At 63.6% G+C, this 25,947-nt stretch carries 23 protein-coding genes; 6 read left to right on the forward strand and 17 right to left on the reverse strand.

Annotated elements, in window-relative coordinates:
- Window positions 1–147: 147 nt before the first annotated feature.
- From metK to ACMDCR_RS07425, 9 genes are all read right to left on the reverse strand, one after another.
- The gene (gene metK, locus ACMDCR_RS07385; RefSeq protein WP_413991908.1) at window positions 148–1,344 is read right to left on the reverse strand and encodes a methionine adenosyltransferase; all 1,197 of its coding nucleotides are present in this window, start codon (window positions 1,342–1,344) and stop codon (window positions 148–150) included.
- A gap of 237 nt (window positions 1,345–1,581) precedes the next feature.
- Window positions 1,582–1,992: a helix-turn-helix domain-containing protein gene (locus ACMDCR_RS07390; protein WP_413991909.1), complete on the reverse strand. Its 411-nt coding sequence runs from the start codon at window positions 1,990–1,992 to the stop codon at window positions 1,582–1,584.
- A gap of 233 nt (window positions 1,993–2,225) precedes the next feature.
- Entirely contained in the window at window positions 2,226–3,833 is a 1,608-nt protein-coding gene (lnt, locus tag ACMDCR_RS07395; RefSeq protein ID WP_413991910.1) for an apolipoprotein N-acyltransferase, read from the reverse strand.
- Window positions 3,830–4,978: a hemolysin family protein gene (locus ACMDCR_RS07400; protein WP_413991911.1), complete on the reverse strand. Its 1,149-nt coding sequence runs from the start codon at window positions 4,976–4,978 to the stop codon at window positions 3,830–3,832. Before ACMDCR_RS07400 ends, lnt begins: the two co-directional genes overlap by 4 nt.
- An 11-nt stretch (window positions 4,979–4,989) precedes the next feature.
- The gene (ybeY, locus tag ACMDCR_RS07405; RefSeq protein WP_413991912.1) at window positions 4,990–5,493 is read right to left on the reverse strand and encodes an rRNA maturation RNase YbeY; all 504 of its coding nucleotides are present in this window, start codon (window positions 5,491–5,493) and stop codon (window positions 4,990–4,992) included.
- Window positions 5,490–6,503, reverse strand: coding sequence for a PhoH family protein (locus tag ACMDCR_RS07410; RefSeq protein ID WP_413991913.1), 1,014 nt, complete (start codon window positions 6,501–6,503; stop codon window positions 5,490–5,492). The genes ybeY and ACMDCR_RS07410 overlap by 4 nt, the downstream gene beginning before the upstream one ends.
- A 47-nt stretch (window positions 6,504–6,550) precedes the next feature.
- Window positions 6,551–7,969, reverse strand: coding sequence for a tRNA (N6-isopentenyl adenosine(37)-C2)-methylthiotransferase MiaB (miaB, locus tag ACMDCR_RS07415; RefSeq protein ID WP_413993557.1), 1,419 nt, complete (start codon window positions 7,967–7,969; stop codon window positions 6,551–6,553).
- A gap of 219 nt (window positions 7,970–8,188) precedes the next feature.
- A complete protein-coding gene (locus tag ACMDCR_RS07420) occupies window positions 8,189–8,704 on the reverse strand; it encodes a hypothetical protein (RefSeq protein ID WP_413991914.1) in 516 nt (171 codons plus the stop codon).
- Window positions 8,691–10,079 (reverse strand): HD domain-containing protein, encoded by a 1,389-nt coding sequence (locus ACMDCR_RS07425; protein ID WP_413991915.1) that lies wholly within the window; start codon window positions 10,077–10,079, stop codon window positions 8,691–8,693. The genes ACMDCR_RS07420 and ACMDCR_RS07425 overlap by 14 nt, the downstream gene beginning before the upstream one ends.
- Before the next feature lie 449 nt (window positions 10,080–10,528).
- Between ACMDCR_RS07425 and ACMDCR_RS07430 the strand changes: the two genes are divergently transcribed.
- Window positions 10,529–11,476, forward strand: coding sequence for an alpha/beta hydrolase (locus ACMDCR_RS07430; protein WP_413991916.1), 948 nt, complete (start codon window positions 10,529–10,531; stop codon window positions 11,474–11,476).
- Window positions 11,477–11,487: 11 nt separating this feature from the next.
- Window positions 11,488–11,919: a GNAT family N-acetyltransferase gene (locus ACMDCR_RS07435; protein WP_413991917.1), complete on the forward strand. Its 432-nt coding sequence runs from the start codon at window positions 11,488–11,490 to the stop codon at window positions 11,917–11,919.
- A 70-nt stretch (window positions 11,920–11,989) separates the two neighbouring features.
- On the opposite strand, the gene ACMDCR_RS07440 is transcribed toward ACMDCR_RS07435, so the two are convergent.
- The 5 genes from ACMDCR_RS07440 to ACMDCR_RS07460 form a co-directional block, all read right to left on the reverse strand.
- Window positions 11,990–12,631: a 2-hydroxychromene-2-carboxylate isomerase gene (locus ACMDCR_RS07440; RefSeq protein ID WP_413991918.1), complete on the reverse strand. Its 642-nt coding sequence runs from the start codon at window positions 12,629–12,631 to the stop codon at window positions 11,990–11,992.
- A 105-nt stretch (window positions 12,632–12,736) separates the two neighbouring features.
- Window positions 12,737–13,279, reverse strand: coding sequence for a GcrA family cell cycle regulator (locus tag ACMDCR_RS07445; RefSeq protein WP_413991919.1), 543 nt, complete (start codon window positions 13,277–13,279; stop codon window positions 12,737–12,739).
- 280 nt (window positions 13,280–13,559) lie between these two features.
- Window positions 13,560–14,438 carry a transporter substrate-binding domain-containing protein gene (locus ACMDCR_RS07450; RefSeq protein ID WP_413991920.1) on the reverse strand — a complete coding sequence of 293 codons (879 nt, stop codon included), beginning with the start codon at window positions 14,436–14,438 and terminating at the stop codon, window positions 13,560–13,562.
- A gap of 117 nt (window positions 14,439–14,555) precedes the next feature.
- Window positions 14,556–15,137 (reverse strand): SCO family protein, encoded by a 582-nt coding sequence (locus ACMDCR_RS07455; protein WP_413991921.1) that lies wholly within the window; start codon window positions 15,135–15,137, stop codon window positions 14,556–14,558.
- Window positions 15,138–15,590 (reverse strand): MerR family transcriptional regulator, encoded by a 453-nt coding sequence (locus tag ACMDCR_RS07460; RefSeq protein ID WP_413991922.1) that lies wholly within the window; start codon window positions 15,588–15,590, stop codon window positions 15,138–15,140. It lies immediately after the preceding gene.
- 796 nt (window positions 15,591–16,386) lie between these two features.
- Here ACMDCR_RS07460 and ACMDCR_RS07465 point away from each other — a divergent pair.
- Window positions 16,387–18,480: a hypothetical protein gene (locus ACMDCR_RS07465; RefSeq protein ID WP_413991923.1), complete on the forward strand. Its 2,094-nt coding sequence runs from the start codon at window positions 16,387–16,389 to the stop codon at window positions 18,478–18,480.
- 49 nt (window positions 18,481–18,529) lie between these two features.
- Here the strand turns inward: ACMDCR_RS07465 and pdeM are convergent, their stop codons facing one another.
- The 3 genes from pdeM to ACMDCR_RS07480 form a co-directional block, all read right to left on the reverse strand.
- Window positions 18,530–19,219, reverse strand: coding sequence for a ligase-associated DNA damage response endonuclease PdeM (gene pdeM, locus ACMDCR_RS07470; protein ID WP_413991924.1), 690 nt, complete (start codon window positions 19,217–19,219; stop codon window positions 18,530–18,532).
- A 1-nt stretch (window position 19,220) separates the two neighbouring features.
- Entirely contained in the window at window positions 19,221–21,854 is a 2,634-nt protein-coding gene (locus ACMDCR_RS07475) for a ligase-associated DNA damage response DEXH box helicase (RefSeq protein ID WP_413991925.1), read from the reverse strand.
- Window positions 21,855–22,008: 154 nt separating this feature from the next.
- Window positions 22,009–22,920, reverse strand: a complete 912-nt coding sequence (locus tag ACMDCR_RS07480) for a methyltransferase domain-containing protein (RefSeq protein ID WP_413991926.1) — start codon at window positions 22,918–22,920, stop codon at window positions 22,009–22,011.
- Between the two features lie 73 nt (window positions 22,921–22,993).
- On the opposite strand from ACMDCR_RS07480, the gene ACMDCR_RS07485 reads away from it, so the two are divergent.
- Genes ACMDCR_RS07485 through ACMDCR_RS07495 form a run of 3 tightly spaced genes read left to right on the forward strand, consistent with a single transcriptional unit; the run spans window position 22,994 to window position 25,941 of the window.
- Window positions 22,994–24,007, forward strand: a complete 1,014-nt coding sequence (locus ACMDCR_RS07485; protein WP_413991927.1) for a ligase-associated DNA damage response exonuclease — start codon at window positions 22,994–22,996, stop codon at window positions 24,005–24,007.
- The gene (locus tag ACMDCR_RS07490; protein WP_413991928.1) at window positions 24,004–25,659 is read left to right on the forward strand and encodes a cisplatin damage response ATP-dependent DNA ligase; all 1,656 of its coding nucleotides are present in this window, start codon (window positions 24,004–24,006) and stop codon (window positions 25,657–25,659) included. The genes ACMDCR_RS07485 and ACMDCR_RS07490 overlap by 4 nt, the downstream gene beginning before the upstream one ends.
- A 3-nt stretch (window positions 25,660–25,662) precedes the next feature.
- The gene (locus ACMDCR_RS07495) at window positions 25,663–25,941 is read left to right on the forward strand and encodes a DUF6460 domain-containing protein (protein ID WP_413991929.1); all 279 of its coding nucleotides are present in this window, start codon (window positions 25,663–25,665) and stop codon (window positions 25,939–25,941) included.
- Window positions 25,942–25,947: the final 6 nt, after the last annotated feature.

The following is a 25,947-nucleotide window of genomic DNA, read 5'->3' on the forward strand; positions in this document are numbered from 1 at the left end:
TCACCACCGAGGCATTTTCAAGCGAAGTGGATACCGGTTCGCGTTGAAGAAAATGCCGCAACTCAAAAACAGAAGGCAATCAGCCTGACAACAGTCAGGCTGATTGCCTTGGCGGGAAAGGCTTCTTAATGCAGTTGGCCGCGAAGATTAAGCGCGAACCGCCTTCTTGAGTGCGTCGGCGAGATCGGTCTTCTCCCAGGAGAAGCCGCCGTCGCGCGCCGGCTTGCGGCCGAAATGGCCATAGGCGGAGGTGCGGGCATAGATCGCCTTGCTGAGGCCGAGATGCTCGCGGATGCCGCGGGGCGTGAGGCTGACGACTTCGCGCAGGGCCTTCTCCACCTTGTCCTCGGACACCGAACCGGTGCCGTGCAGATCGACATAGATGGCGAGCGGCTCGGAGACGCCGATGGCATAAGCGAGCTGGATGGTGCAGCGGTCGGCAAGCTTGGCGGCCACCACGTTCTTGGCGAGGTAGCGCGCGGCATAGGCGGCCGAACGGTCGACCTTGGTCGGATCCTTGCCGGAGAACGCGCCGCCGCCATGGGGCGCCGCGCCGCCATAGGTGTCGACGATGATCTTGCGGCCGGTGAGGCCGGTGTCGCCATCCGGACCACCGACGACGAACTTGCCGGTGGGATTGACGTGCCAGACAGTGTCGCCATTCACCCAGCCTTCCGGGAGGGTCTTGCGGATATGGGGCTCCACGAGCTTCTTGATGTCACTGGAGGTCAGCGTCTCGTCGAAATGCTGGGTCGAGAGCACGATCTGGGTCACGCCGACCGGCTTGCCGTTCTCATACTTTACCGTGACCTGGCTCTTGGCATCCGGCCCGAGCATGCCGAGTTCACCGGACTTGCGGGCCTTGGTGATGTCCTCGAGGATCTTGTGGGCGTAGTAGATCGGGGCCGGCATCAATTCCGGCGTCTCGCGGCAGGCGTAGCCGAACATGATGCCCTGGTCGCCAGCGCCCTCGTCCTTGTTACCGGCAATATCAACGCCCTGGGCGATATCGGGCGACTGGCCGTGCAGCAGCACGTCAATCTTGGCCTTCTTCCAGTGGAAGCCGTCCTGCTCGTAGCCGATCGCCTTGATGGCGCGGCGGGCGGCGGCCTTGACCTTGCCCTTGGTGATGCTGTCGGGGCCGCGATACTCACCGGCGATCACGACGCGATTGGTGGTGGCCAATGTCTCGCAGGCCACGCGAATCTGGCTGGCGTCCATGCCGGTCTTCGCGGCTTCGCGATAGAACAAGTCGACGATCTCGTCGGAGATACGATCGCAGACCTTGTCGGGATGGCCCTCAGCGACGGATTCGCTGGTGAACAGATAGTCGGAACGAGACACGAGAATTTCTCCACGCCAAAACGGAACCATATCTCCCCGTTTTGGCGAGGGCCGACGCCGACGTCAAGCGGCAAATCGTACGTTTTGTTCGTTTAAAGGAACGATGGTGCCGATTCCTGAGGAAAGACGGCGTCCGCTCTTCCGACCGGATATCGCTCCAATACCCGACACGGCGTCGAAAACAAAAACCTTCCCGAGCCGATGGCGGCGGGAAGGCTGCAAAAAAGGATCGATGCTTCAGGCCGCGGTCTCGTTGCTGAGCGTCGAGACGAGGTCGACAACCCGGCGGCGCACCTTGGGATCCTTGATTCTGGCGAACGCTTTGTTGAGCTGCAACCCCTCGGTGGTCGAGAGGAATTCGATGACATGGGAGGTGTCGCTCTCGTCCATCGCCTGGGCGCGAACGGCGCTGCTCTCGGAGGGAAGGCCTTCGAAAAAGAAGGAGATCGTGACGCCGAGGATCGATGCAATGTGCTGGAGACGGCTCGCTCCGATGCGGTTCGTGCCCTTCTCGTATTTCTGCACTTGCTGGAAGGTCAGGCCAAGGGCCTCGCCCAGCTTTTCCTGACTCATGCCCGTCAGGACACGGCGAATCCGGACACGGCTGCCCACATGTTGGTCAATGGGATTAGGTGCTTTCTTGATCATCAAATTTACTCCGGATCACATGCAAGTATTTGAAAATACGCATACTATTTTAAAACGAATTGTGGCTAAACCGTGGCAAAAGTGCGGTAACCCAAAGACACAATTGTGAAACCACAATCTGAGGTAGTTTGAGTCCGTGGTTGCACGCTGCAACAGGGAATATATGCTTATAAGCGAGAAAATCCATACCAATGCGCGGCATGAGCGCGCGGCCAGTTCACGATAATGTGCGTTCAGGTACGTTTTTGCTCGCTCCAAAAGCCAGAAATCGCGCCGATTGTGGCAAGCAGAAACAGTATAGCAATAATTGCATCGCCGGCCTTGACAAACACCGTCGGTGGCAGGCCTTCCGGCAAGCGCGAATCGAGCACGCCGCTCACGCCCAGGGGCAGGCTGGCGACGATGCGGCCGACCGGGTCGATCACCGCCGAAATGCCGTCATTGCCCGCGCGTACCAGCGGCAGTCCTTCCTCGATCGAGCGCGCACGCACTTCGACGAAATGTTGGTAAGGCCCGGGCGTCATGCCGAACCAGGCGTCATTGGTGACGTTCAGCAGCCAGCCTGGCCGGTTGGCGGGATCGTAGGCCTCGCCTGGGAAGATCGCCTCGTAGCAGATCAGCACGCCCACTGGCGGGGCATTCGGGATTTCGAGCGTGCGCAGCCCCGGTCCCGAGGTGAAGCCGCCACGCTGCTCGGTGAGCTGCTGCAGGCCCATCGATTCCAGGAAGGACTGGTAGGGCAGATACTCCCCAAAGGGAACCAGGTGAACCTTGTCGTAATTGCCGATGATCGTGCCGGTGGCATCGATCACATGCAGCGAATTGAAGAAGCGCCAGGTGCCGTCGTCGAGGTTTTCCTCGGCCCTGCCGGCGCCCGTCAGCAGCACGGCATCCGGGGCCACCAGATCGCCAAGCGCCTTCAGCGCGTCCTCGTCCTGAGCCACCAGAAAGGGAAAGGCGGATTCCGGCCAGATCAGATGGGTGATCTTGGCCATGCCGTCGACGCCGTCGGGCGTGGGCTGGCGGGACAGGGCCAGATACTGCGTCATGATCTGGTTGCGCATGCTCGGATTGAACTTGGCGTCCTGCGGCACGTCCGGCTGCATGATGCGCAACTGCACCTTGTCGACAAAGCGGGCTGGATATTGGTCGAGGCGCCAGGCACCAAAGCCGGCCATGGCGGCAAGTACCGCCAGGGACAGCATTGGCCAGCGCCAGCCGCCACGCCGCACCAGGGCGACAGGGGTTGCGAACAGCACCAGGGCAAGCAGCGTGAGGCCATAGATGCCAAAGATGGAAAGGCTCTGCGCCAGATGGATCTCGGCCGCCAGCGCATAGCCGAACAGGTTCCAGGGAAAGCCGGTGAAGATATGTCCCCGTAGCCATTCGGTGGCGAAGATCGCAGCTGCGAAGGCCAGGACCCGCGCTGTCCCCCGCGACCAGGCGAGGCGCGCGAGGGCGAAGGCGGCGGACATGAAGAAGGCGAGGCCGGCCGGCAGCAGCAGCACCGCGAAGGGCAGGAGCCAGGCGAACTGGTCGGCATCGACAAGGAAGGCATTGCCGATCCACCAGAGCCCCGCCAGGAAGAAGCCGAAGCCGTACCACCAGCCGAGCCTGGCGGCGCCCCAGAGGCTGCGCAGCAGCGAGGGCCCTGGCTCGTCCGGCGCGCCGAAGGCGATGCCATCCAGCAGCCAGATTGCCACGGGAAAACTGATGGCCAGCGCCGGAAAGATGTCGAAGGGCGCCATGGCAAGCGCCGCCACCGCGCCGGCCAGGAAGGCCACGCCGGCCCGGCGCCACCCCCTCAATGCGGCAATGTTGGAGGCGAAGCGGCCGATCACGTGGCGCCGTCGGTGCCTGCCTGGCCCGCCGCTGCTTCTTCCATGGGTGCGGCTTCGGCGGGAGCCGTCGCGCCCTTCCTGTCACGCTTGCTCTTGTCGCGCGGCTTGGCGCCGCTGCTGCCCAGGGTGTGGATGCGCACGCGCTTCACACGCCGGGGATCGGCATCGAGGATTTCGAATTCCAGCGTGCCGGGCCCTGGGACGATCTCGCCGCGCACAGGCACGCGGCCCGCCAGCGTGACCAGCCAGCCACCCAGCGTGTCGACATCGGCCTCGATGTCGTCGTCATGCAGCTGGATGCCGACGGTCCGCGTCACGTCGTCGAGATCCGCCCGCGCATCGGCGGTAAAGATGCCCTCGCCCGAGGCGACGATCATGTCGCCACTGTCCTCGTCATGCTCGTCCTCGATATCGCCCAGCACGATCTCGACGATGTCCTCCATCGAGACGAGGCCGTCCGTGCCGCCATACTCGTCTATGACCAGGGCAAGCTGGGTGCGGGTCGTCTGCATCTTGGCGAGCAGGTCGATCGGCGGCATCGAGGGGGGAACGAACAGCACGTTGCGCATCAGCGAGCGCACGGAACTCAGCGGCGCCGTGAGCGAGATATTGCCGAGCGCAAGAGCCGCCTCCTTAGGCGAGGCGGGCTTGGCCGGCGTCTCGCCTTCCTTGGGCGGCCCGCTCTGCCTGACGTCGCTATCGCGGGCCTTGCGGCTCTTGCGGGCTGCGATCGCAGCCCGCGATGCGAGCCAGGCAACGAAGTCGCGGATGTGAACCATGCCGCGCGGGTCATCAAGCGTCTCGTTATAGACGGGCAGGCGCGAATGGCCGGCGGTCTGGAACACCTTGAGCAGGTCGCCGAGCGAGATATCCAGCGGCACGGCCACGATGTCGGCGCGCGGCACCATCACATCATCGACGCGTTTGCCGCGCAGGCCCAGGATGTTCTTGAGCATGGCCCGCTCCTCCGGAGAGAAGCTGGAATCCTCCGACGCCCGGGAGTCCTCGAGCGCATCGGCAAGGTCTTCGCGGATGGAAGGATGAGATTTGAGGCCGAGCGCCGATTTGATGCGCTCGAACAGGCCTTCGGGGGCCTCATGGGAGTTGCTGGTCTGGCTGGTACTTCGGTCGTTGCTGTCGGACATGGCGGCTTGGATTAACTTGCTTCGCGCAGCAGGGGCGCGTCGGCATAGGGGTTGTCGATGCCGAGTGAGGCGAGGATGCGCACTTCCAGCGCTTCCATCGCCTCGGCTTCGGCGTCGGTGAGATGGTCATAGCCAAACAGATGCAGGAGGCCATGAACGGTGAGATGGCTGAGGTGATCCTCGAAGCTCTTGCCGGCTTCCTCCGCCTCGCGGGCGATGGTCTCATGGGCAAGGATGATGTCGCCCAGCATCGGCGCCCTGGCGATGGCCGTGCCCTCGGCCTGCGGGAAGGACAGCACATTGGTGGGCTTGTCCATTTGGCGCCACTGGGCGTTGATGGTGCGGATCGAGGCATCGTCGGTCAGTACGACCGAAAGCTCGGCGCCGGACGCATGCCTGAGCTTGGCGACGGCGACGCCAGCCGCCACGGCCTCGCTTATTCGGATTTCGATGGCATCGAGATCCTGCCACAGGTCGCTTTCCTGCGCGATCTCGATGGCGATGGCATCGCTCATGGCCTGCTTTCACCCGAGGGCTTGGTTTCGCTCTTCGCCTCATAGGCCCGCACGATCTTTGCGACCAGTTCGTGGCGCACGACATCGGCGGCGTTGAAGCGACAGATGGCGATTTCCGGGATGTCTTTCAACAGATCGATGGCTTCCACCAGCCCGGATTTCTGCCCGGGCGGCAGATCGATCTGCGTCGGGTCACCGGTGATGATCATGCGCGAGCCTTCGCCCAGGCGCGTGAGGAACATCTTCATCTGCATCGCCGTGCAGTTCTGCGCCTCGTCGAGCAGCACCACGGAATTGGCAAGCGTGCGTCCGCGCATGAAGGCGAGCGGCGCGACCTCGATCATGCCGGAGGTCAGCCCGCGCTCGACCCGCTCGGGCGGCATCATGTCGTAGAGCGCGTCATAGAGCGGGCGCAGATAGGGATCGACCTTCTCGCGCATATCGCCGGGCAGGAAGCCGAGGCGCTCGCCGGCTTCCACCGCCGGACGCGACAGGATGAGGCGGTCGGCCTCGCCCTTCTCGATCAGGGCGGCGGCATGGGCGACCGCGAGATAGGTCTTGCCCGTGCCGGCCGGACCAGTGGCGAAGACGAGCTCATGCTTCTGCAGCGCGCGGATATAGGCATCCTGCGCCGGCGTGCGGGCAGCAATGGTCTTCTTGCGGGTGCCGACGGAAGCGGCGCCGCCGGTCGAGGCGACTTTCGGCTTGCCCTCCGGCGTGAACAGCACGCCCTGCGAGCCCGCCATGCGCAGGGCGCCGTCGACATCGCCCAGCGCGATCTGCTGGCCGGTGCGCAGGCGCTGATAAAGGCTATCGAGCACGCGCCTGGCCTGCTCGACGCTGTCCTTGGCCCCACGCAGGGCGACATGATTGCCGCGCGCCGTGGCCTCGATACCGAGCTTGCGCTCGATGAAGGCGAGGTTCTGGTCGTGCTGGCCGAATAGCAGCGTTGCGAGGCGATTGTCCTCGAAGGCTGTGACGATCTCTGCCGGCGCATCTGCTGCCGGCATGGATGAAGCTTGTGATGTCATCCGTGTCCGCCGTTCCTCGTCAACCTTCAAGCAACTGCCTCCCTAGGTCTTGTACCCGCCAGAATACCATGAAGCGACCAGGCGCCGGTGGTCGTAATCTCGACCGGCGCCACCGTGCCGATCAGGCTCTCGTCGGCCTCGATCTGCACGGCCTGGAGATAAGGCGAGCGCCCGGCGATCTGGCCGGGATGCTTGCCCTTGCGATCGAACAGCACCTCCATGCAGCGGCCGATGCTCGCCTGGTTGAACGCCCTCTGCTGGCCCTCTGTCAGCGCCTGCAAGCGGGCAAGCCGCTCGGCCTTTACCGCCTCGTCGATCTGGTCGGTCATCCCGGCGCCGGGCGTGCCCGGGCGCGGCGAATATTTGAAGGAATAGGCCGACACGTAGGAGACGTCTTCGATCAGCCGCAAGGTCGCCTCGAAATCCGCATCCGTCTCGCCGGGGAAGCCCACGATGAAGTCGGAGGAAAAAGCCATGTCGGGCCGGGCATTCCGAATCGTCTCGATCAGCCTGAGATACTCCGCCGATGTATGCTTGCGATTCATGACATCCAGAATGCGGTCGGAGCCCGACTGCACCGGAAGATGCAAGAACGGCATCAGCGCCGGCAGGTCGCGATGGGCCTCGATCAGGCTGTCGTCCATGTCGCGGGGATGCGAGGTGGTGTAGCGCAGGCGCGTCACCGGCTCGATACGAGCGAGGCGATGCAGGAGTTTGCCCAGCGTCCATGTGCGGCCATCCGGCCCCTCGCCGTGATAGGCGTTCACGTTCTGGCCGAGCAGGCTGATCTCGCGCACGCCAGCCTCGGCCAGGCGCTCGACCTCCGCGACGATGCCGGCAACCGGGCGCGAGGTCTCGGCGCCGCGCGTATAGGGCACCACGCAGAAGGTGCAGAACTTGTCGCAACCTTCCTGCACGGTGACGAAGGCGGAGGGGCCACGCGCCAATATCTTCTCGCGCCGCGGCGCCGGCAGGACCTGGAACTTGTCCTCGACGGGGAAGTCGGTATCGACGGGCTTTTTCGTGCCTCCAACTCTCGCGATGAGATCCGGCAGGCGATGATAGGTCTGTGGACCGACGACGAGATCCACCGCCGGCGCCCGGCGCATGATTTCCTCACCCTCGGCCTGGGCGACACAGCCCGCCACGGCGATCTGCATGTCGCCACCCATACGTCGGCGTTCGTCGCGCGCCACACGCAGGCGCCCGATCTCCGAATAGACTTTTTCGGCCGCCTTTTCGCGGATATGGCAGGTATTGAGAATGACGAGATCGGCGTTGTCGGGGCTCGTCGTCTCGACATAGCCAGCCGGCGCGAGCGTATCGGCCATGCGCTGGCTGTCATAGACGTTCATCTGGCAGCCATAGGACTTGATGAAGACGGTTTTCGTGCCGGTATCACCTTGCGGGAGCGCGGGGCGTTCGGTCTTGGTCTCGTCAGGAATCATGGGTCTCGTGGTGGCCGCCTATTAGGGGAGGAGGAATAGCCGGTTTTGGGGGTGATGAGAAGGGCTGTGATCTGGAGAGGGCAAGCAAGCCTAGCCGCCTTACCCACGACGACAGCCCGGTCTAACGATCCATCAGCACCGGTACGTGCGGAAGAACACCCGGCTCGCTCCCCGCTCTATCCCCTGTCGGTAATGTCCACATCAAGCAGGCGACCATCAGGCGTCAACGGGGGCGATACCTAATTCCTTCAATAAAGCCACCGCCTTTGCAAGGCGGCCGTTGCCCGTCTTGCCAACCTTTCTGACTTCGATCTCAGCGCGCCAGTCGGCAACCTTCTCATGAAATGCGAGCCAGTGAACAGTTGCGGCCAGTTCGAGAACGGTTGAACTCTGGCCGGAAAAGCGCGTGAGAAGTTCGCGTGCACGATCGGCCTCAATCCGGCCAAGAGCTAGCACATCGCCGGCCGCCTGCGTCTTGAACGTGCTGTAAGGTGCTCCGTCAGACTTCCGAAAATCGGTTGCTTCTTCAAGCTTACCCCAGAACTTGGCGTCCGTGACAGCATCAGATACAGCCTCGGAATATGGACCATAGTGATGGTATTCGAACGGTGCGCCACTATCGAGGCCGAGCTGATCGAGCAGATAGATCACTTTTTGCAGCCGGATGCGCCCGACAAGGCTGCCGCCAGACAATGCAACGGCACCAACGACGATTTCGTCAAGTTGCGGCATTGATCTCTCCCGTGATCTTCTGGACTCTTGTGAAATCTTTTTGGTTAAGGAAATAGAAACGAAGAATGTCCTGGCTTTCGAAAAGCGCAGCAATTGGCTTGGAAAGCGAGGTGATATCGACGATCCGACCACCCTCTCGCCGAATGTAGACGCGCTTGAGCGGCGAGACGGATTCCCGTTTAGGGTCCTTGTAGATGGACAATGGAGCGCGATCCGGAAACACTGTCTTGCCGATCTCGTCCTTCATGTCGTTCTCGATGAACTTGCGCCTTGCGACATCGGCGGGTTGCTGGTTCACGGTATCGATCGGCACGACCTTCAAAATCCTCCTGGAGCAGATCCTATCGGCGAAATCCCGAATCGTTCCGTCTCCGTACGCTACGCATATCTCCAATGCACTCCAGACCACGGCATCGTCCAGCGCCACATATTGGTTGAGGTTGGGCGTTGCATCTCGATAGTAGACCCGAAGCGGGTGATCTTTATGAACGGGCAGCTTCGCCTTGCTCCCTTTGGCGGCCTCGCGCGCAAATTCCAGAAGAAACATGGTGAGCATCTGCTCGATCCCACGCGTTGTGCGATGCAGATAGACCTGTGAATAAAGGTGGAACCGCGCCAGGATAAAGCCTTCGACTGCCTGCAAGGCCTTCTCTTCGAAGGCGAAAGTCTGGATGACGGAACTTGAATTCTCCTCTGCGTCGTCGTCCGGATCCGGCGACACGTCGACTACGCGCAGATTATCCAGCAGCCAATCAAAATCGATCGCACCAGCCCCTGAGCCAGTCATCATGCGATCGCGTCTCAGATAGTCGAGACGGTCGGCATCGAACGAGCTGGAAACGACTGCGGAATAGAGATCCTGGGTCTTGCCAATGAGCAGGTCGGCGATGTCGTCGGCAATTGCCCCGTCTCCGCCAAACTCTTCCGTCAGTACCCGCCGGATATCGCCGCCCCTCTTGCGGATCATCTCGGCCGTCCAATCCTCATGATCTTTGTAGATCCCGCCCCGTTCGATCATGCGTGCCTTCTCCGCATTCTCAAACGCGTGGCTGAACGGGCCATGACCAAGATCATGAATCAGGGCCGCGATTAGTGCAGTACGTTTACGGTGATGTTTCTGCTTTTCACGCGGCACATAACGCTCAGCGACCTTCATCAGCTGGCGGGCAACGTGGAACACGCCAATCGAATGAGCGAGTCTCGTATGAGTTGCGCCCGGAAATGTGAACTCTGACACGCCGAGTTGCTTCACTCGGCGCAGACGCTGGAATTCTGGCGTATCGATCAGACGCCAAGCTGCCTTATCGATCTCGTCGTCGAGGTCGAAGGTGATGAGTCCGTGAACAGGATCGCGGAGGCGTTTTAAGGTGGGCATTGTGAAGAACAAATATAGAACAAGAGGGACGATTGCAAGATGGTTGCCCAGGATTGGATCATGGCACAAACAGCCTGCTAACGATCATGTACTACCCCGGTTCAAGAATCTCGCAACTATTTATAATAACGAGCTTCATCTCTTTGCCACAAGAACCGATGCAGTTTTTGCACATTCCGCAGGGCAAAGCGCGGCGCTTGATTTCGCCATTGAATTCACGGAGCTCGGTACTTTCAGATAAGGCATAGCGTCTGCTTTGACGCGGTTGTTTCAATGCAGTTTTCAGAAGGTGACCGTTATCTTTATTCCGCGCTTTAGCTACGGCCTGCCTCCGAACGATGCGAGAGAATGTGGGTCCTCGACCATTCGGCCGGAATGACAGGTTTGCCCTTGCCAGCCCCGCTTCGATCCCTGCACTGTGCGCCATCCCTCCAAGGCGATTCAAACCCATGCCCTTTGCCGATCCTGCCGTGTTTTCCGACGAGGCCGTGGCGCCCGCCACTGCGGTGCTCAATGCCGACATCCTCGCCCGCATGGCGAAGCTCCCCGATCTCTGGGCCTTTCCGCCGGAGCTCGTTCGGGAGTCCCGCCGGCAGGGCAAGGGGATCTTTCCGCTGCAGGCCAAGAGCAAGCGGGCTGAGGTGATCGAGATCGAGGGCAAGCACGGCAAGGTGCCGATCCGCATCATTGCGCCCGACCAGCCTAGCGGCGTCTACATGCACATCCATGGCGGGGGCTGGATGTTCAACCAGTCCGATTTCCAGGACGAGTCCCTGGAAAAGATCGTGGCTGAGACGGGCATGGCCTGCATTTCGGTGGAGTATCATCTCGCGCCCGAACATCCCTTTCCCGCCGGCCCGGACGATTGCGAGACGGCCGCGCTCTGGCTGGTCACGGAGGGCGCCAGGCGCTTCGGTACGGACCGCTTCTTCATCGGCGGCGAGAGCGCTGGGGCTCATCTCTCGGCCGTGACGCTGCAGCGCCTGCGCGACCGGCACGGCCTGACGCCCTTTCGCGGCGCCAATCTGATCGCGGGCTGCTACGATCTCGGCCTGGCGCCGAGTGCCCGCAACTACAACCGCGGCAAGCTGATCCTGACGCCGCGCGACATCTTCCTGTTCGTGCGGGCCTATATCCCGCCGGGCATCGATTTGCGCTCGCCCGATGTCTCGCCGCTTTATGGCAGTCTCGAGGGCATGCCGGCCGCCCTCATCTCGATCGGCACTTATGACGCGCTGCTCGACGACAGTGCCTTCATGGCCTCGCGCTGGCAGGCGGCAGGCCGGGAGGCCACCCTGAAGCTCTGGCCGGGCGGCTGCCATGTCTTCCAGGGCTTCGACTTCCCGATGGCTCATGAAGCCTTCGCCACCGAGGTTGCGTTCTTCAACAGTCACTGAGGGGTGGCGCCATGCCCAGCGAAGGACGGATTTGGGTTTCCGACGCGCCTTCGCTTGAGGACCTGCATCGCCTCGATGATCTGCTGGATCAGGACAATATCGAGCGCACCGGCATCCAGGACGCGCGGCTTCTGGCCGTCATGCTCCGTTCCGCGGATGGCGACCTCTACGCGGGCTTGCACGGCCATAGCTGGGGCGGCTGCTGCGAGATCAAGACGCTCTGGGTCGCCGACAGCCATCGGCGGCAAGGCATTGGTACGCGCCTCATGGCAGCCGCCGAAAAGGAAGCGGCAAGGCGGGGCTGCACACAGATCGTTCTGACCACCCACAGCTTCCAGGCGCCCGAGTTCTACGAGAAGCGTGGCTTCCGCCGCCTTGCTTCGGTCGATGATGACCCGATCGGGTACTCGAACATCCTGATGGTGAAGCGCCTGGAACGGTGAAGTGCGACGTCGCAACAAGAGTTTGGGGCCGGGAGTCTGCACGTCAAAGCCCAGTGTCAGGCAGGCGATCTTACGTGGGGTCGCTTCCCTTCACCTCGGGACGGAAGGGCTGGCGACCGGAGATCAGCGCCTCTTCCAGCAGGCCGAGCCGGTCCTGACCCCAGAAGACCTCGCCGTCGAGAACATAGGCGGGCGAGCCGAAAACGTCGGCGGCCACGGCATCCTGGAGGTTCTGTCGATAGATCTCGGCCGTTGCCTGCGCCTGGGCTTGCGCCAGGAGGGCAGGGCCATCGAGGCCGTGCTCGGCGGCAATGCGCTCCAGCGTCGCTTCGTCCGCCAGGTTCTCCTGCTTCTCCCAGATGGCCGAACTGGCGCGGGCGAAAAAGCCCATCGTGTCGCCCCCGCTTTGTTCGATGGCGATGACCAGGCGGTCGGCCAGCGTGGGATCGAAGGGCCAATGGCGTGGCTGGAGATGAAGGGGCAGGCCGAGCTTGTCGCGCCAGCGCTGGAGCTCAACGAGGCGGTAGCGCTGACGGGCAGGGTGGCGCTTGGCCAGCACCTGGCCGCCGGTCTCCGCAAAGACATTGCCGAGCAGCACCGGCTTGACCCGAACATCGAGGCCATGGCGCCGTGCCATATCCCGGAAGCGGCCATGGCCGAGATAGGCCCAGGGGCTGGAGAGCGAGAGGTAGTAGTCGATCCTGCGCGGCACGTGGTTCACCCCAAAAGAAAAGGCAGGGAAATCCCTGCCTTCTTAAGCAATCATGCCGGCCCGAGGGTATCGGTTTCAGGCGCATGCGATGCGACAAGATAGTCTTCAGGCACGAGCTGTGCGGCGCTCTCTGTCGCGGTCGCGGCGGCGATCCAGCACGGGCTGATAGGCAATCGAGGCATGATGGCTGCAATAGGGACCGGTTGGACCGACGCGGCTGCCGCAGAAGCGGAAATCCTCGCGGCCGGGGTCGCCCAGCGGCCAGCGGCACATGTGGTCGCGCAGCTCCATGATGGTGACCCGCTCGGACATCGGGATCACCACCTCCTCGATGGGGCGCAACTCAGGCTCCGGGCGCTCCTCGATCACCGTGAGGGGAATGATCTGGGTGGCGAGAGCGGTGTTGCCGCGCACCACCGGGGCGGTGGTCTGCGGGCGCAGCGGATGGGAAGGTGCGCGGGTCGGCTTGACACGACGCTGCGGTGCCGGCGCGGGCGCCTTGGCGCGGCCAGACAAACCAAGCCTATGTACCTTGCCGATCACGGCATTGCGTGTGACGCCGCCAAGTTCTGTGGCAATGGCGCTAGCAGAAAGACCTTCTGACCACAGCTTTTTCAGAAGTTCTACCCGCTCGTCTGTCCAGTGCATCAGCCTCTCCTGCATTCCGCCTTGTTTTCGCCCGAATTGCATACGCCGAATCCTTTCCCTTCAGCCGCGATGTCGACGTGACATCGTTGCGTGTTCACGCTGGGAGCTGATTGGAGTTACGAGACGCCGCACGAGATGTCGTGCTTAACGAAGCCTTAACTACAATAGGCAGTGACTCCGGCGCAAGAGTCCACCTGAAATCGGGCGCGTTTTCCCCAGCTTCGGTGCGAAAGTGAGTCTTTTCGGCAACAGCGTTTGATTGTTTCAATTGCCGCTTACGTCACGGAAGCGGCGTGAAAGGGTCGATGGGGAACCAGCGCCTCACGATATCGGCATAGAGACCCTGTTCCCAGATCTGGAAAAGGGCGTAGTCGATCGCCTGGCGCAGGTCGTCATCTTCCCGGCGCATCGCCATACCGATGCCATCTCCGAAATAATGGCTATCGAGGTAGGGCGAGCCCTCGAAGATGCAGCAGCCTTTCGCTTCCGAGCCGCTGAGCCAGAGCGAAAGGCCGATGCCATCGCTGAACATGAGGTCGACCTCGCCGTTTTTCAAGGCGGCCCGCAAAGCGTCGTCGCTGGGGAACGGCACGAGCCGGGCGGTGGTGAGATAGGCTTTCGCATAGGCTTCATGCGCCGTGCCGGCCACTACGCCGACCCGTCGCCCGGTGAGGCCCTGCAGGGTGAGGGCGGGCGGCGCATCCTGCTGGCGTGCCGCAAAGCGAGCTGGCCGCAGATAATAGGGGCGCGAGAATTGCAAGCGTTCCCGCGCTTGCGCGGTTGGCACCAGCGAAGCGGCGATGACGTCGGCCTGGCCTTCTTCCAGAGCCGCCACAATGGTGTCCCAACGTCGCGCCTGTATGGTGCAGGGCACTTTCAACTGCAGGCAGATGGCACGGGCGAGATCGACATTGAAGCCTTCCAGCGATCCACTCGCACCCTGGAAGTCGAAGGGCGGGAAGTCGTCCTCGGTCAGGAAGCGGATCTGCCGGATCGATCTGAGGTCGGGCTTTTCGGGGCGGCGATGCGGGTCCCACAGGCCAAAGGGGCCGGTCGGGGCTGCCTCGGCGGCGCGCGCGGGGCTGACGCCAGGCAGGGCGACGAACAGGAGCAGCGCGAGCATGAGCGCTGTCAGGCATATATCGCCGAACTGGCGCATGGTTCCAGCCCAGGCGCATCTGCCGGAATTATGCGAAGAGACAGCAATTTCCGAGTCAGTCCGAAGGATAGACTCGGAAATTTTACTTGGCCTGCGGGTTTTCAAGCTGCGACATTCCTATGCCAGCAGGGCGCGGACATCGGCCAGCGCCACCTCCAGCTTCGTGTTCAGGTCGAAAGTCGACCTGAAGCGCCCGCTTTGGTCAAGCAGGAAGACGTCGCTGGTGTGGTCCATGTTGTAGTTGGAGCTGGTGGTAGGCACCACCACGGCCTCGATGCCATAGATATCCCAGGCCACCGCGAGATGAGCGCGATCGCCCGTCAGGCCACGCACGGGTGGGTAGGCGGTCAGATAGGATTTCATCTGGTCCGGCGTATCCCGGTCCGGATCGACGGTGATGAACAGGGCATTGATCCGGCTGGCGTCGGGGCCAAGCCGGTCAAGCACCTGCGACATCAGGAATAGTGTCGTGGGACAGATGTCAGGGCAATGCGTGAAGCCGAAATAGACGAGGCTTGGCTTGCCCTGGATGTCCTTGAAGGTGAAGGGGAGGCCATCCGCATCCACCAGCTGAAAAGGACCGCCGACCTGACCGGCGGGACTCTTCGTCTGCGGCCAGAACAGCCAAAGGCCCGCGCCCGCAAACGCAAAAAAGCCCGCGATAGCCGCCAGGCTTTCTCTGCGTGTTAAGGTAGCCACTTACCGCGACAGGGCGTTGGCCAGGCCTTCGTAACTGCGGCGCAATTCCACCAGTGCTTCGTCGATCTCGCGACGTTGACGCTCCAGATGCTCGATCTGGTCGCGAACGGTGCTGGCGCTGATATCAAGGCTTGCGCCCTTGCCTTCGCCGTGATGGGCGATCATTTCGCCGATCTCCACGAGCGTGAAACCAAGGCGTTTGCCCTTGAGGATGAGCTGAAGGTGTTCACGATCCCGTGCACTGTATAGCCGGGTCAAATTGTCCCGGGTGGGATTTAAAAGGCCCTTGTCTTCATAGAAGCGCAAGGTGCGCAGCGTGACACCAAACTCGCGCGCAAGATCCCCAATTGTATAGGTGATCGCGCCATTTGAGGCTTTCTCGTGATCTGCCATGAATACAGTCACGGGTTGCCCCTTTGCATTTGTCGCCGATGAGGCTTCCAACTTTGACATGGTCTCTCTCTCATGCCTGATACAGGCCAGCAGCACCCCAACTCAAGATGTGGCAGCCGGTAGCATCATACGAAAACTTGTGGGCTTCAGCAATTAATATATTACCAAACAGTCGCCCAAATCTCCAGCAGAGTGACCATATCCCTCACTCTGCTTCATTTCAAGGGTAACGCACAAAATTAGTGCGAAATAAGCGCGCCAATTAACACGTTCCCAAAGTGAATATAACCCTTTTTGCAAAGTTTAATACGGGTTCTTGCAAGGTATCCAACTTTCCTGTCCAGGCCGCAGCTTGGTCCCTGCCAATGTCGTCATAAAAAGCGCTTTGAATGCTCAATAATGTTGGGCCCTCCACCAAAAGCGTTAGGGCAGCCTGAATTAACGCGATATTTACCCTGTTGGACGAAAACCTGTTGATGAGGGCATTGCATTTCGCTGCCAATTCCCGAATCGGCGTCGCGGTGGCCGCAGGATCAGGAGGGCGCGAGAATCGGGCGGATTCGCCGATTTTGCGTAGGATTTGATGAGTCAAAGCGTGCCATGGAGTGTCAAGGGAGTGGATCCCGAGACGCGCGAGACCGCGAGGGTCTTGGCGCAACGCTCCGGCATGACGCTCGGCCAATGGCTCCAGAGCTTGATCACGGAGCGAAAAGAGCCGGAAACGCCGCTTTTTCGTGACCTCGACCGGAGTGACGAGTCACCCTTGGCACGTATTGCGCGTCAATTGGAATCAGCGGGCAGACGGTATCATAGTAGCGATACGCTGAGTCGACGGACCGAAGAAAGAGCGGTGAATGTGAGCGCCGCCGTCCTCGCCCGTCACATCCGCGCCAGCGAGGCTCGCATGGCCGGCCTGGTCGAACGGCTGATCCGTCGCCAGGAGGACAGCGAGGCCCATATTGCCGCACTGGTCGATGCAGTGGTGGACGGCTTCGCCGGCCGACAGCCCGAGCCCGGAGCCACGCCGCAGCACCAGCGTGACAATGTTGCCGCGCATGGATCGGTGGAGGATCTCGAGCGGCGCCTGGCGGAGATGGCTGCCGGGCTCGAGGCCGCACCGGCCCAACCCGAGGTCGAGCCGCCGCCGGTCGATGCCCTGAGCGAGCAGATCGCTGCCCTCACGCGTGAGATCGCCGGACTCCGGCGTGCCAATATGGCGCCCCCTGCTGGCAAGGGGGACGTCACCGACCTGCGCGCCGACATCGCCGCGCTCGGCCAGCATCTGACCGGCATGGCGACGCCGGCACACATTGCCCAGCTCGACCGGAAGCTCGATCTGCTTGCCCGGCAGGCGCAGGACCCGGCCGTGCTTGCGTCGATCCAGCGTGAGACGGCCGATATCCGCACACGTCTTGGCGATCTCGCCCGTCAGCCCGACCCCTCGCAGCGTCTCGAACAGAAGCTCGATGCCTTGCAACGGGCCGTGGAGGACGGGCAGGCGGCAACATCTTCCTCCCTGTCTGCCCTGTCGGCCCGGCTTGAGGCGCTTGACGCCCCTGGTCACGACGATGCTGCCCTTGCCGCCCTCGAGCAGCAGATCACGATCATGGGCCGCTCCATCGAGGGGCTCAGCCAGATGAAGCCCGATCTTTTCGGTCTGGAGCCGGCGCTGCGGACGGCATTCGCCCAGTCTGCGCTCCAGGCCTTGCCCGAGGAGCTGCGGCGCCACTATCGCGAACTGCGCGCCCTGCAGGAGGGCGAGGTCCGCGAAGGCCGCAAGGCGCTCGATGCCCTGCAGACGCTGCTCCACCAAGTCGCCAGCCGGCTCGCCGCCGTGGAGGATCTCGTGCGCGCCCGCCCTGCCGGCACACTGGTCTCCGGGCCGCCGGAAATCGGCGACGTGCCACCCCTGTTCGGTCGCGAGCGTTCCGACGACATTGTCTGGTCGCGGGAATTGCCGCGTTCGCTCGCTGGCGATGCGCCGCTCGACGCGGCAGCGGAAAGACCCTTGGATGGCCGCCCCAGCCAGGTTTCCGTATTGGCCCCAGGCGATCCCAATTCAACGGGCAATACGCGCAGTGCCTTTATCGCAGCGGCACGGCGCGCCGCCCGTGCGGCAGCCGCAACCGAAGGCAGCCTCGCGGAAGAGACAGCCAGGCCGGGAGGAAACCATGAGCCGTTCTACAAGCGCCACAAGCGGCCTATCCTGCTGGGACTGGCGGCCGTGACGATGATGATGGGCGCCCTGCAGGGAGGAAAGACACCGGCTGCACCCAGCAGCGGCCGTCAGGTTACGCGGGCGGTTCCGGCCGTGACGCCGCCGGCCCCCCGCGCCGGGCTGGGCCTCGCCCCGGCCGCCCGAGCCCGCGAAGTGGGGCCGGCTGCCCTGGAGGACCAGGTGCCCATCGCTTCGTCGCTGCTGCCGGTTCCTCCCAACGAGGCCGTCTCGCTGTTCGAAGAAGCGCGCCAACTCGATACCTCGCAGGCCTCCACCCTCGATCTCGCCAAGGCAGCGGGCCTCTACAGGCAGGCCGCGCAGCTGGGCTATGCGCCCGCGCTTTTCCTCCTCGGCCTCGCCTACGACAAGGGACGCGGCGTCGGTCATGACACCATGCTGGCAGGCTTGTGGTATCAGCGCGCCGCCGAGCACGGCTCGGTTAAGGCGATGTACAATCTGGCTGTGCTCTACGCCGGCGGTGCGGTGATGGGCGTGCCCGACTACGAGCAGGCCGCCCGCTGGTTCCACCAGGCAGCCGAGCAGGGGCATGTTGCCAGCCAGTATAATTTCGCGCTGCTCGCGGCCCAGGGCCTAGGCACCCCGCGCGATCTCGTCGCGTCCTACCAATTCCTCGCTCAGGCAGCCGCCAAGGGTGACCTCGACGCCCTCGCCAAGCTCAATGAGGTCGAACAGCGCATGACGCTGGAGGAGAAAACCAGGGCGAAGGGGTAGCTGGGAACGCATCCCTGGGAGCGAGGACGAGAAACCCGCGCTCCCAGGCTCATCCCCCCAGACACCTTGCCCTCGGGAAGGCGAAGACGCGTTCGTCCCCCATCAGATGGGCAGTGAAACCGTTGGGAAAGAGAGGTGCGAACGCAGCGTCACGCACGTTCAGTCCACCCGCATAGGCGCCAAAGGCGGGCAGGATAGCCCGCCTGCCGTCACCCGCAAAGCAGCGCCGCCGCAATGAGCGACCGCGTGTCGCCACTCTCGCCACGGGGTGGAGGTGTCCCGCTATCTCGCCGGGTTCAGCGCCTTCGGTCGGCTCATGGCGGAACAACACCGGGCCGATGGCAAGCTCCGGCGTTGCCGTGCCAGCGAAGCCCGTAGGTGGGTGGGGGTCGTGATTGCCGGCGATCCAGAACACCTCGCGCCGGTGAAGGCAGTGGGAGAGGGCCTCGCGGTCGTGCGGGACGATACGGTCATCCGCGCGGCGGTCGTGGAAACTATCGCCGAGGAAGATCAGGCGCCTTGCCGCGAAACGGGCGAGCAGGCGAACCAGGCGCGCCAACGTGGCGGCAGTGTCGTAGGGCGGTAGCAACTGGCGACGCTCGGCAAAGGAGGAGCCCTTTTCGAGGTGGAGGTCGGAAACCACCACAAGACTCTCTTCCAGCCAGACCAGCGCACCATCGGCGGTCGCAAGGAATTCGGTGCCGGCGACACTGAGCACGGCTTCGTCGCGCCGGATCATCTCAGGCTCCGCCTCCTGTTCCTGCTGTACCCCGCCGCCCAACCATGGCCTCCGCAATCAGATCCTCCGCTGCGCCGGCAAGCGCACTGTCGGTGCCCTCGCCATAGACCGGCTCCCGGCCGATCTCCAGCATGATCGGCACCGCCAAGGGCGTGATGCGATCGAGATCCTTATGAATGATTCGGCCCTTGATACGCGAGAGCATGGTTGAGAGGCGGGCGAGATCGAGCAGGCCGGTGCGTGCATCGTCCCAGGCGGCGCGCATCAGGATATGGTCGGGTTCGTGCTGGCGCAGCACGTCATAGACGAGGTCGGTTGAGACGCTGATCTGCTTGCCCGTCTTCTCCTTGCCCGGGGCGCGGCGCTCGATCAGGCCGGAGATGATGGCGCAGGTGCGGAACATTCGCTTCATCAGGGCGGATTCGGCCAGCCATTCCTCGAGGTCGTCACCCAGCATTTCCTGGTCGAAGAGCTGGCTCATCGCACCCCGGCTCATATCGCCGACGCCCCAGACCGCGAGGGCGTAGTCGTTGGCGACGAAGCCCATCGGCTTGAGCCCGGCGCGCTCCAGCCGGCGCGTCAGCAACATGCCGAGCGTCTGGTGGGCAAGGCGCCCCTCGAAGGGATAGCAGACGAGGTAATAGCGATTGCCACGCGGAAAGGTCTCGACCAGCAGGTCGCCGGCCGGGGGCAGGCGCGAGATGTCACGCTGCAAGCGCAGCCAGTCCGCGACCTGGTCCGGCAGAGCGCTCCAGCTTTCGGGATTGGCGAGGATCGAGCGCACGCGCGCGGCAAGATGGGTCGAGAGCGGGAACTTGCCGCCGGCGAAGGAGGGGATCTTCGGGTCCTTGCCCGGCGCGGCGCGGGTTACCAGCACATCCTCTTCCGAAATGCCCTCGAAACGCAGGATCTCACCTGCGAACAGGAAGGTGTCGCCGACGCTCAACCCTTCGGCGAAATATTCCTCCACCTCGCCGAGCACGCGCCCGAAGCCGCGGCGCGGCGCGGCATCGCCGGGCTTCTTCCTGGGCGGGCCGGAACTCGTCGGGTCCATGAACCAGGGCAGATAGGGCGTCGGCTTGTCGGCGGCCATGCGCGTCGGCTCGCGCGGGCCGCGATTGGAAAGCCGCACCTTGAGCAGGGCCTCTTCCACGATGGTGCCGACATTGAGACGGTAAGCCTGCGCCACCATCGGGTTGGACACGCGCCAGAGCCCGTCCTTTCCCTGGCGGATCTTGGCGAAGCGGTCGTAGGTCTTCAGGGCATAGCCGCCGGTCGCGACAAAAGAGACCACATCGTCGAAGGTCTTGCGGTCGAGTTTCGCGTAGGGTTCCGCGGAGGTTACTTCCTCATAGAGCTTAGTCGCCTCGAAGGGCGCGCCGCAGGCAACCCCGAGCACATGCTGGGCAAGAACATCGAGCGCGCCGGTGCGGGCGACAGCCGTGTCCTGCTCCCCGGCATAGGCGGCATCGACGGCAGCCCGGCATTCCAGCACTTCGAAGCGGTTGCTCGGCACCAGGATTGCCTGCGAGGGCTCGTCAAGCCGGTGATTGGCGCGGCCGATGCGCTGCAGGAGGCGCGAGGCGCCCTTGGGTGCGCCGACATTGATGACGAGATCGACATCGCCCCAGTCGATGCCGAGGTCGAGGGTGGAGGTACAGACCACCGCCTTGAGCTTGCTTGCTGCCATGGCCTCCTCGACACGGCGGCGCTGGCCGACTTCGAGCGAGCCGTGATGCAGGGCGATCGGCAGGGCGTCCTCGTTCACCCGCCAGAGTTCCTGGAACACGAACTCGGCCTGCATGCGGGTGTTGACGAAGACCAGCGTGGTCTTGTGCGATTTGATCAGGGCATAGAGCTCGGCCATCGCGTGGCGCGCCGTATGCCCGGCCCAGGGCAGCCGCTCCTCGGTTTCGAGGATGTCGAGTTCCGGCGCCGCCCCGCCCTCGGCGATGACGAGATCGGCCATCCTGGTTTCGCCAGGGCGTTGCGGCACGATCCACCGGCGCAACTCGTCGGGATCGCGCACGGTGGCGGAGAGGCCGACCACTTCGAGATCGGGCACGAAATCGCGCAGCCGCGCCAGGCCGAGCGCCAGCAGGTCGCCGCGCTTGGAGGTGACGATGGAATGGAGTTCGTCCAGCACCACGCGCTTCAGCGAGCCGAAGAGATCGGCCGCTTCCCGGCTTGCCAGCAGCAGTGCGAGCTGCTCGGGCGTGGTGAGCAGGATATCGGGCGGATCGCGCTTCTGGCGCTGGCGCTTGGCCTGGGGCGTGTCGCCCGTCCGCGTCTCGATACGGGTCGGCAGCCCCATCTCGCCGGCGGGCCGTTCCAGATTGCGGGCAACGTCGACGGCAAGCGCCTTCAGCGGCGATATATATAAGGTGTGGAGCGAAGCCGGTGCGTCGGCGCGCCGCGGGGCGAGATCGATCAGGCTCGGCAGGAAGCCGGCGAGCGTCTTTCCGGCGCCGGTCGGGGCGATCAGCAGGGCCGAACGACCTGCCCGCGCCTTTTCGACGAGCTGGAGCTGATGGGCGCGCGGGCTCCAGCCGCGGGCCGCGAACCAGTTCGCAAAGAGGGGAGGAAGGGAAGACACCGTCCCTTGGGAAGCGATGTCTCCAATTTGTCTGTTCATGCCGCTATCGCCAATTCATGCGCAGATATTGGCGTGCGCCGACCAGAAGTCCACTCCCGGCGAGAACAAAACGCGTTCAGGCGGAGGCGGCATTTTATTCTAACTCTTTGTTTCGACGTATCTTTGCTATTTCAGGCTATACCGCCGAGAATAGCTATTGCGCGAATATGGCGACCATGCCGGGTACGGGGATGCCACGGTCCTGTCGAGCCCATTCGTCGTTCCGGCAGAGAAGAGTCAATCCTGCCGTCCTGGCCCAGGTCTCCATGCCGGCATGGGAGTGCGCATATCGCATGTCATGGTTGAGGATGAAGGGTTCCGGGCCGTCATGGCGCTGCGCCGTGAATGCGAAAAGACCGTTCGGCTCGAGCACCCGCGCGACCTCGTTGAACAGCGCCTGCAAATCGCCGAGATAGACGAAGACATCGGCAGCAAGTACCAGCTCGGCGCTTGCCGCCGGCTGGCTTTCGAGAAAGGCGAGGGCATCCTCGCATATGAGGTCGCGATAGAGGCTTTTGTTGCCGGCCTTCGCCAGCATGGCCTGCGAGAGGTCGACGCCGATCATCTCCGCGCAGCAAGCCTGCAAGGCCTCGCCTGCCAGGCCCGTACCGCAGCCAAGGTCCAGCATCCGCCGGAAGGCCAGGGGCTGGCGCAACTCGGAGAGTGCGGCTTTGAGCAAGGCCGGCCCGCGATAAGAGAGGTCGCCCACCAGCGAGTGCTCGAAACGCGGGGCGTATTCGTCGAACAAGGCGGCGACGTGCGAGGCGGTCATCGCGCCATCGGCGGGGCGCTCTCCAAGCCTCGCCAGCCTTGCGCCAGCGCCGGCAACATCTGAGGCGTCGAAGGCAAGGCTCTGCCGATACGCTTCGATCGCCTTGCTCCGCTCGCCGGCTTCCTCCCGCAAGTCGCCAAGCACGTACCAGCCCGCCGCCCAGCGGGGGGCGCAGTCCAGGGTCTGCTCCACGAGCTCCGCGGCGGCCGCAAGGTCGCCCTGCGCCTTGTAGTCCATGGCATAGGCGAAGCGGCGGTCGGCGATGGGGTCGCCGGAGGTGTGGAAAGAGTGCATGACGCGGATATAGGGCGGGCGGGGTTCTGGAGCGAAACTTGGCTGCTGCGCCGGTTATACCTATCTTGTCGTCATGCGGCCATCCGATTTGCTGATCCCGACGCCATCCGGGCTCTATTGTCCGCCTGCCGATGTCTATGTCGATCCGGTGCGTCCCGTCGACCGGGCACTGATTACGCATGCCCATTCCGATCATGCGCGCCCCGGGCATTACCAGGTGCTGGCGACGGAGGAGACGCTGGCGATCATGGCGGCGCGGCTCGGCGAGGATTTCTGCCATACGCGGCAGGTGGCTAGATGCGGCGAGACGCTCGATCTCAACGGCGTCAAGGTATGCTTCCATCCGGCCGGCCACGTACTGGGGTCGGCACAGATCGCCTTCGAGGCCGAGGGGCTCCGCATCGTCGCCTCCGGCGACTACAAGCGCCAGGCCGACCCCACCTGCATGCCCTTTGAGGTGGTGCCCTGCGACGTCTTCATCTCCGAGGCCACCTTCGCCCTGCCGGTGTTCCGCCATCCCGATCCTGCCCATGAGATCGCCAAGCTACTCAACTCGCTGGAGCTCTTTCCCGAGCGTGCCCATCTTGTCGGCGCCTATTCCCTCGGCAAGGCGCAGCGCGTGATCGCCATGGCGAGGAAGGCCGGTCACGATGCGGCGATCTATCTGCACGGCGCCATGGAGAAGGTGACGCGGCTTTACGAGCAGCACGGCATCGCTCTCGGCGAACTGCATCTGGTACGCGACACCAAGCCGGCCGAACTTGCCGGCGCCATCGTGCTCTGTCCGCCGAGCGCCGCTCAGGAACCCTGGTCGCGCAAGATGCCGGAGCCGCTCAGCGTCTACGCTTCGGGCTGGATGCGCATCCGCGCCCGCGCCCGGCAGAGCGGTGCCGAGCTGCCTCTGGTGATCTCCGACCATGCCGATTGGCCGGACCTGCAGCGCTCCATCCTGGAGACCGGCTGCTCGGAGCTCTGGGTCACCCATGGCCAGGAAGATGCGCTGGTGCATTGGGCGCAGAGCCAGGGCCTCAAGGCCAAACCCCTGCACATGGTCGGTTACGGCGACGAGGAGGCGGGAGAGGCATGAACCGCTTCGCTGCGCTCCTCGATCGTCTTGCCTATGAGCCCGGTCGCAACGCCAAGCTGCGACTGCTGACCGATTATTTTCGCGCCACCCCGGATCCAGACCGCGGCTATGCCCTGGCTGCGATGACCGGCGCGCTCAACTTCCGCAATGCCAAGCCGGCGCTGCTGCGCGAGCTCATCGCCCAGCGCACGGATCCCGAACTCTTCGCGCTCTCCTATGACTATGTCGGCGATCTCTCCGAGACCATCGCGCTGATGTGGCCGGCACGGCCCGGCGCCAATCATTCGCCGACGCTCACCGAGGTGGTCGAGGCTCTCACCCATGCTGGCAAGTCGGCCATGCCGGGGCTGATCGCCCACCACCTCGATGCCCTCGACGAGACAGGGCGTTGGGCCTTTCTCAAGCTGATCACCGGGGCGCTGCGTATCGGTGCGTCCGCCCGCCTCGCCAAGAGCGCAGTGGCGGCCTTGGGCAGGCTGGCGCCCGACGATATCGAGCTTGCCTGGCCGGGCCTGACGCCGCCCTACGAAGCCTTGTTCGCCTGGGCCGAGGGCAAGGGCGAGCGGCCCGAGACGGGCAATCCCGCTCCGTTCCGGCCGGTGATGCTGGCCCATGCGCTGGAGGAGAACGATCTCCCGGCCATGCTGCCGGAGGATTTCGTCGCCGAATGGAAATGGGACGGCATCCGTGTCCAGGCCGTGGGAGCGATGGCGCATGGCCTGCCGATGCTCAGGCTCTATTCGCGCACGGGCGAGGATATCGCACCGGCCTTTCCCGATCTCGTCGAAGCCCTGCGCTTCGAAGGCGCCATCGACGGCGAGTTGCTTGTACGCCGGGAGGCACGCATCGAGAATTTCAACACCTTGCAGCAGCGGCTCAACCGAAAGACCGTCACGACGAAGATGATCGCGGAGTATCCTGCCCATATCCGCGCCTATGACCTGCTGGCCGAGGGCGAGGAGGACCTGCGCAACCTGCCCTTCATCGAGCGTCGCGCGCGGCTGGAGGCCTTTGTCGCCAGGCTCGCCTCGCCGCGCCTTGACCTCTCGCCGATGGTAGCCTTCGCTATGCCCCAGGAATTGGCCGCGGCCCGCTCCGATCCCCTGGCGGCCGGAGCTGGGGAGGATGCAGACGCGGTCGAGGGCCTGATGTTGAAGCGGCGCGACAGCCTCTATGTGCCGGGCCGGCCGAAAGGGCTCTGGTTCAAGTGGAAGCGCGAGCCCTACCGCATCGACGCCGTGCTGATGTATGCCCAGCGCGGCCATGGCAAGCGCTCCTCCTTCTATTCCGACTACACCTTCGGCGTGTGGAGCGGGAACGAGCTCGTGCCTGTCGGCAAGGCCTATTTCGGCTTCACCGACGAGGAGCTGCGCGACATCGACCGCTTCGTGCGCAACAACACCGTCAACCGTTTCGGTCCGGTGCGCGAGGTGACGCATACGGCCGAGATTGGGCTGGTGGTGGAGGTGGCCTTCGAAGGGCTTGCGCGCTCCACCCGCCACAAATCGGGCGTCGCCATGCGCTTTCCGCGGCTGGCGCGCCTGCGCTGGGACAAGCCCCCCAGCGAGGCCGACCGTCTGGAAAACTTGACTGCGCTGCTTGACCGGACGCCCGCCACACCCGAAATAGAGGCCGGTTCGGCAGGAGACTAGGGCATGGCAGGCGGGGTTGAACGCTTCATGGGCGGTTCGGTGACGAGCACCATCATCAAGCTGGTGGTGATCTCGATCGCCGTCGGGCTCGTGCTCGCCTGGCTCAATCTGACGCCATGGGAGCTGCTCGAAAACATCAGGCGTTCGCTGGAGCACCTCTTCGCCCGCGGCTTCGGCATGGTGCGCGACCTCTTCGGTTATTTCCTTCTGGGCGCGGTGATCGTGATCCCGGTGTGGATCGTCCTGCGGCTGCTGCAATCCAGCCGGGGCGGGGGGAAGTAGAGGACT

It is taken from the genome of Labrys okinawensis (genome assembly GCF_047345005.1).
Classification (GTDB): Bacteria; Pseudomonadota; Alphaproteobacteria; order Rhizobiales; family Labraceae; genus Labrys; species Labrys okinawensis.

Coding starts and splice junctions, on each gene's coding strand:
- ACMDCR_RS07450 (WP_413991920.1), bottom strand. CDS start 14,438: ATGCGCCAGTTCGGCGATATATGCCTGACAGCGCTCATGCTCGCGCTG.
- ACMDCR_RS07490 (WP_413991928.1), top strand. CDS start 24,004: ATGAACCGCTTCGCTGCGCTCCTCGATCGTCTTGCCTATGAGCCCGGT.
- ybeY (WP_413991912.1), bottom strand. CDS start 5,493: ATGAGCGATGCCATCGCCATCGAGATCGCGCAGGAAAGCGACCTGTGG.
- ACMDCR_RS07480 (WP_413991926.1), bottom strand. CDS start 22,920: ATGCACTCTTTCCACACCTCCGGCGACCCCATCGCCGACCGCCGCTTC.
- ACMDCR_RS07495 (WP_413991929.1), top strand. CDS start 25,663: ATGGCAGGCGGGGTTGAACGCTTCATGGGCGGTTCGGTGACGAGCACC.
- ACMDCR_RS07435 (WP_413991917.1), top strand. CDS start 11,488: ATGCCCAGCGAAGGACGGATTTGGGTTTCCGACGCGCCTTCGCTTGAG.
- ACMDCR_RS07390 (WP_413991909.1), bottom strand. CDS start 1,992: ATGATCAAGAAAGCACCTAATCCCATTGACCAACATGTGGGCAGCCGT.
- ACMDCR_RS07425 (WP_413991915.1), bottom strand. CDS start 10,079: ATGCCCACCTTAAAACGCCTCCGCGATCCTGTTCACGGACTCATCACC.
- ACMDCR_RS07400 (WP_413991911.1), bottom strand. CDS start 4,978: ATGTCCGACAGCAACGACCGAAGTACCAGCCAGACCAGCAACTCCCAT.
- ACMDCR_RS07445 (WP_413991919.1), bottom strand. CDS start 13,279: ATGCACTGGACAGACGAGCGGGTAGAACTTCTGAAAAAGCTGTGGTCA.
- ACMDCR_RS07485 (WP_413991927.1), top strand. CDS start 22,994: ATGCGGCCATCCGATTTGCTGATCCCGACGCCATCCGGGCTCTATTGT.
- ACMDCR_RS07430 (WP_413991916.1), top strand. CDS start 10,529: ATGCCCTTTGCCGATCCTGCCGTGTTTTCCGACGAGGCCGTGGCGCCC.
- pdeM (WP_413991924.1), bottom strand. CDS start 19,219: ATGATCCGGCGCGACGAAGCCGTGCTCAGTGTCGCCGGCACCGAATTC.
- ACMDCR_RS07460 (WP_413991922.1), bottom strand. CDS start 15,590: ATGTCAAAGTTGGAAGCCTCATCGGCGACAAATGCAAAGGGGCAACCC.
- ACMDCR_RS07420 (WP_413991914.1), bottom strand. CDS start 8,704: ATGCCGCAACTTGACGAAATCGTCGTTGGTGCCGTTGCATTGTCTGGC.
- ACMDCR_RS07410 (WP_413991913.1), bottom strand. CDS start 6,503: ATGCCGGCAGCAGATGCGCCGGCAGAGATCGTCACAGCCTTCGAGGAC.
- ACMDCR_RS07475 (WP_413991925.1), bottom strand. CDS start 21,854: ATGAACAGACAAATTGGAGACATCGCTTCCCAAGGGACGGTGTCTTCC.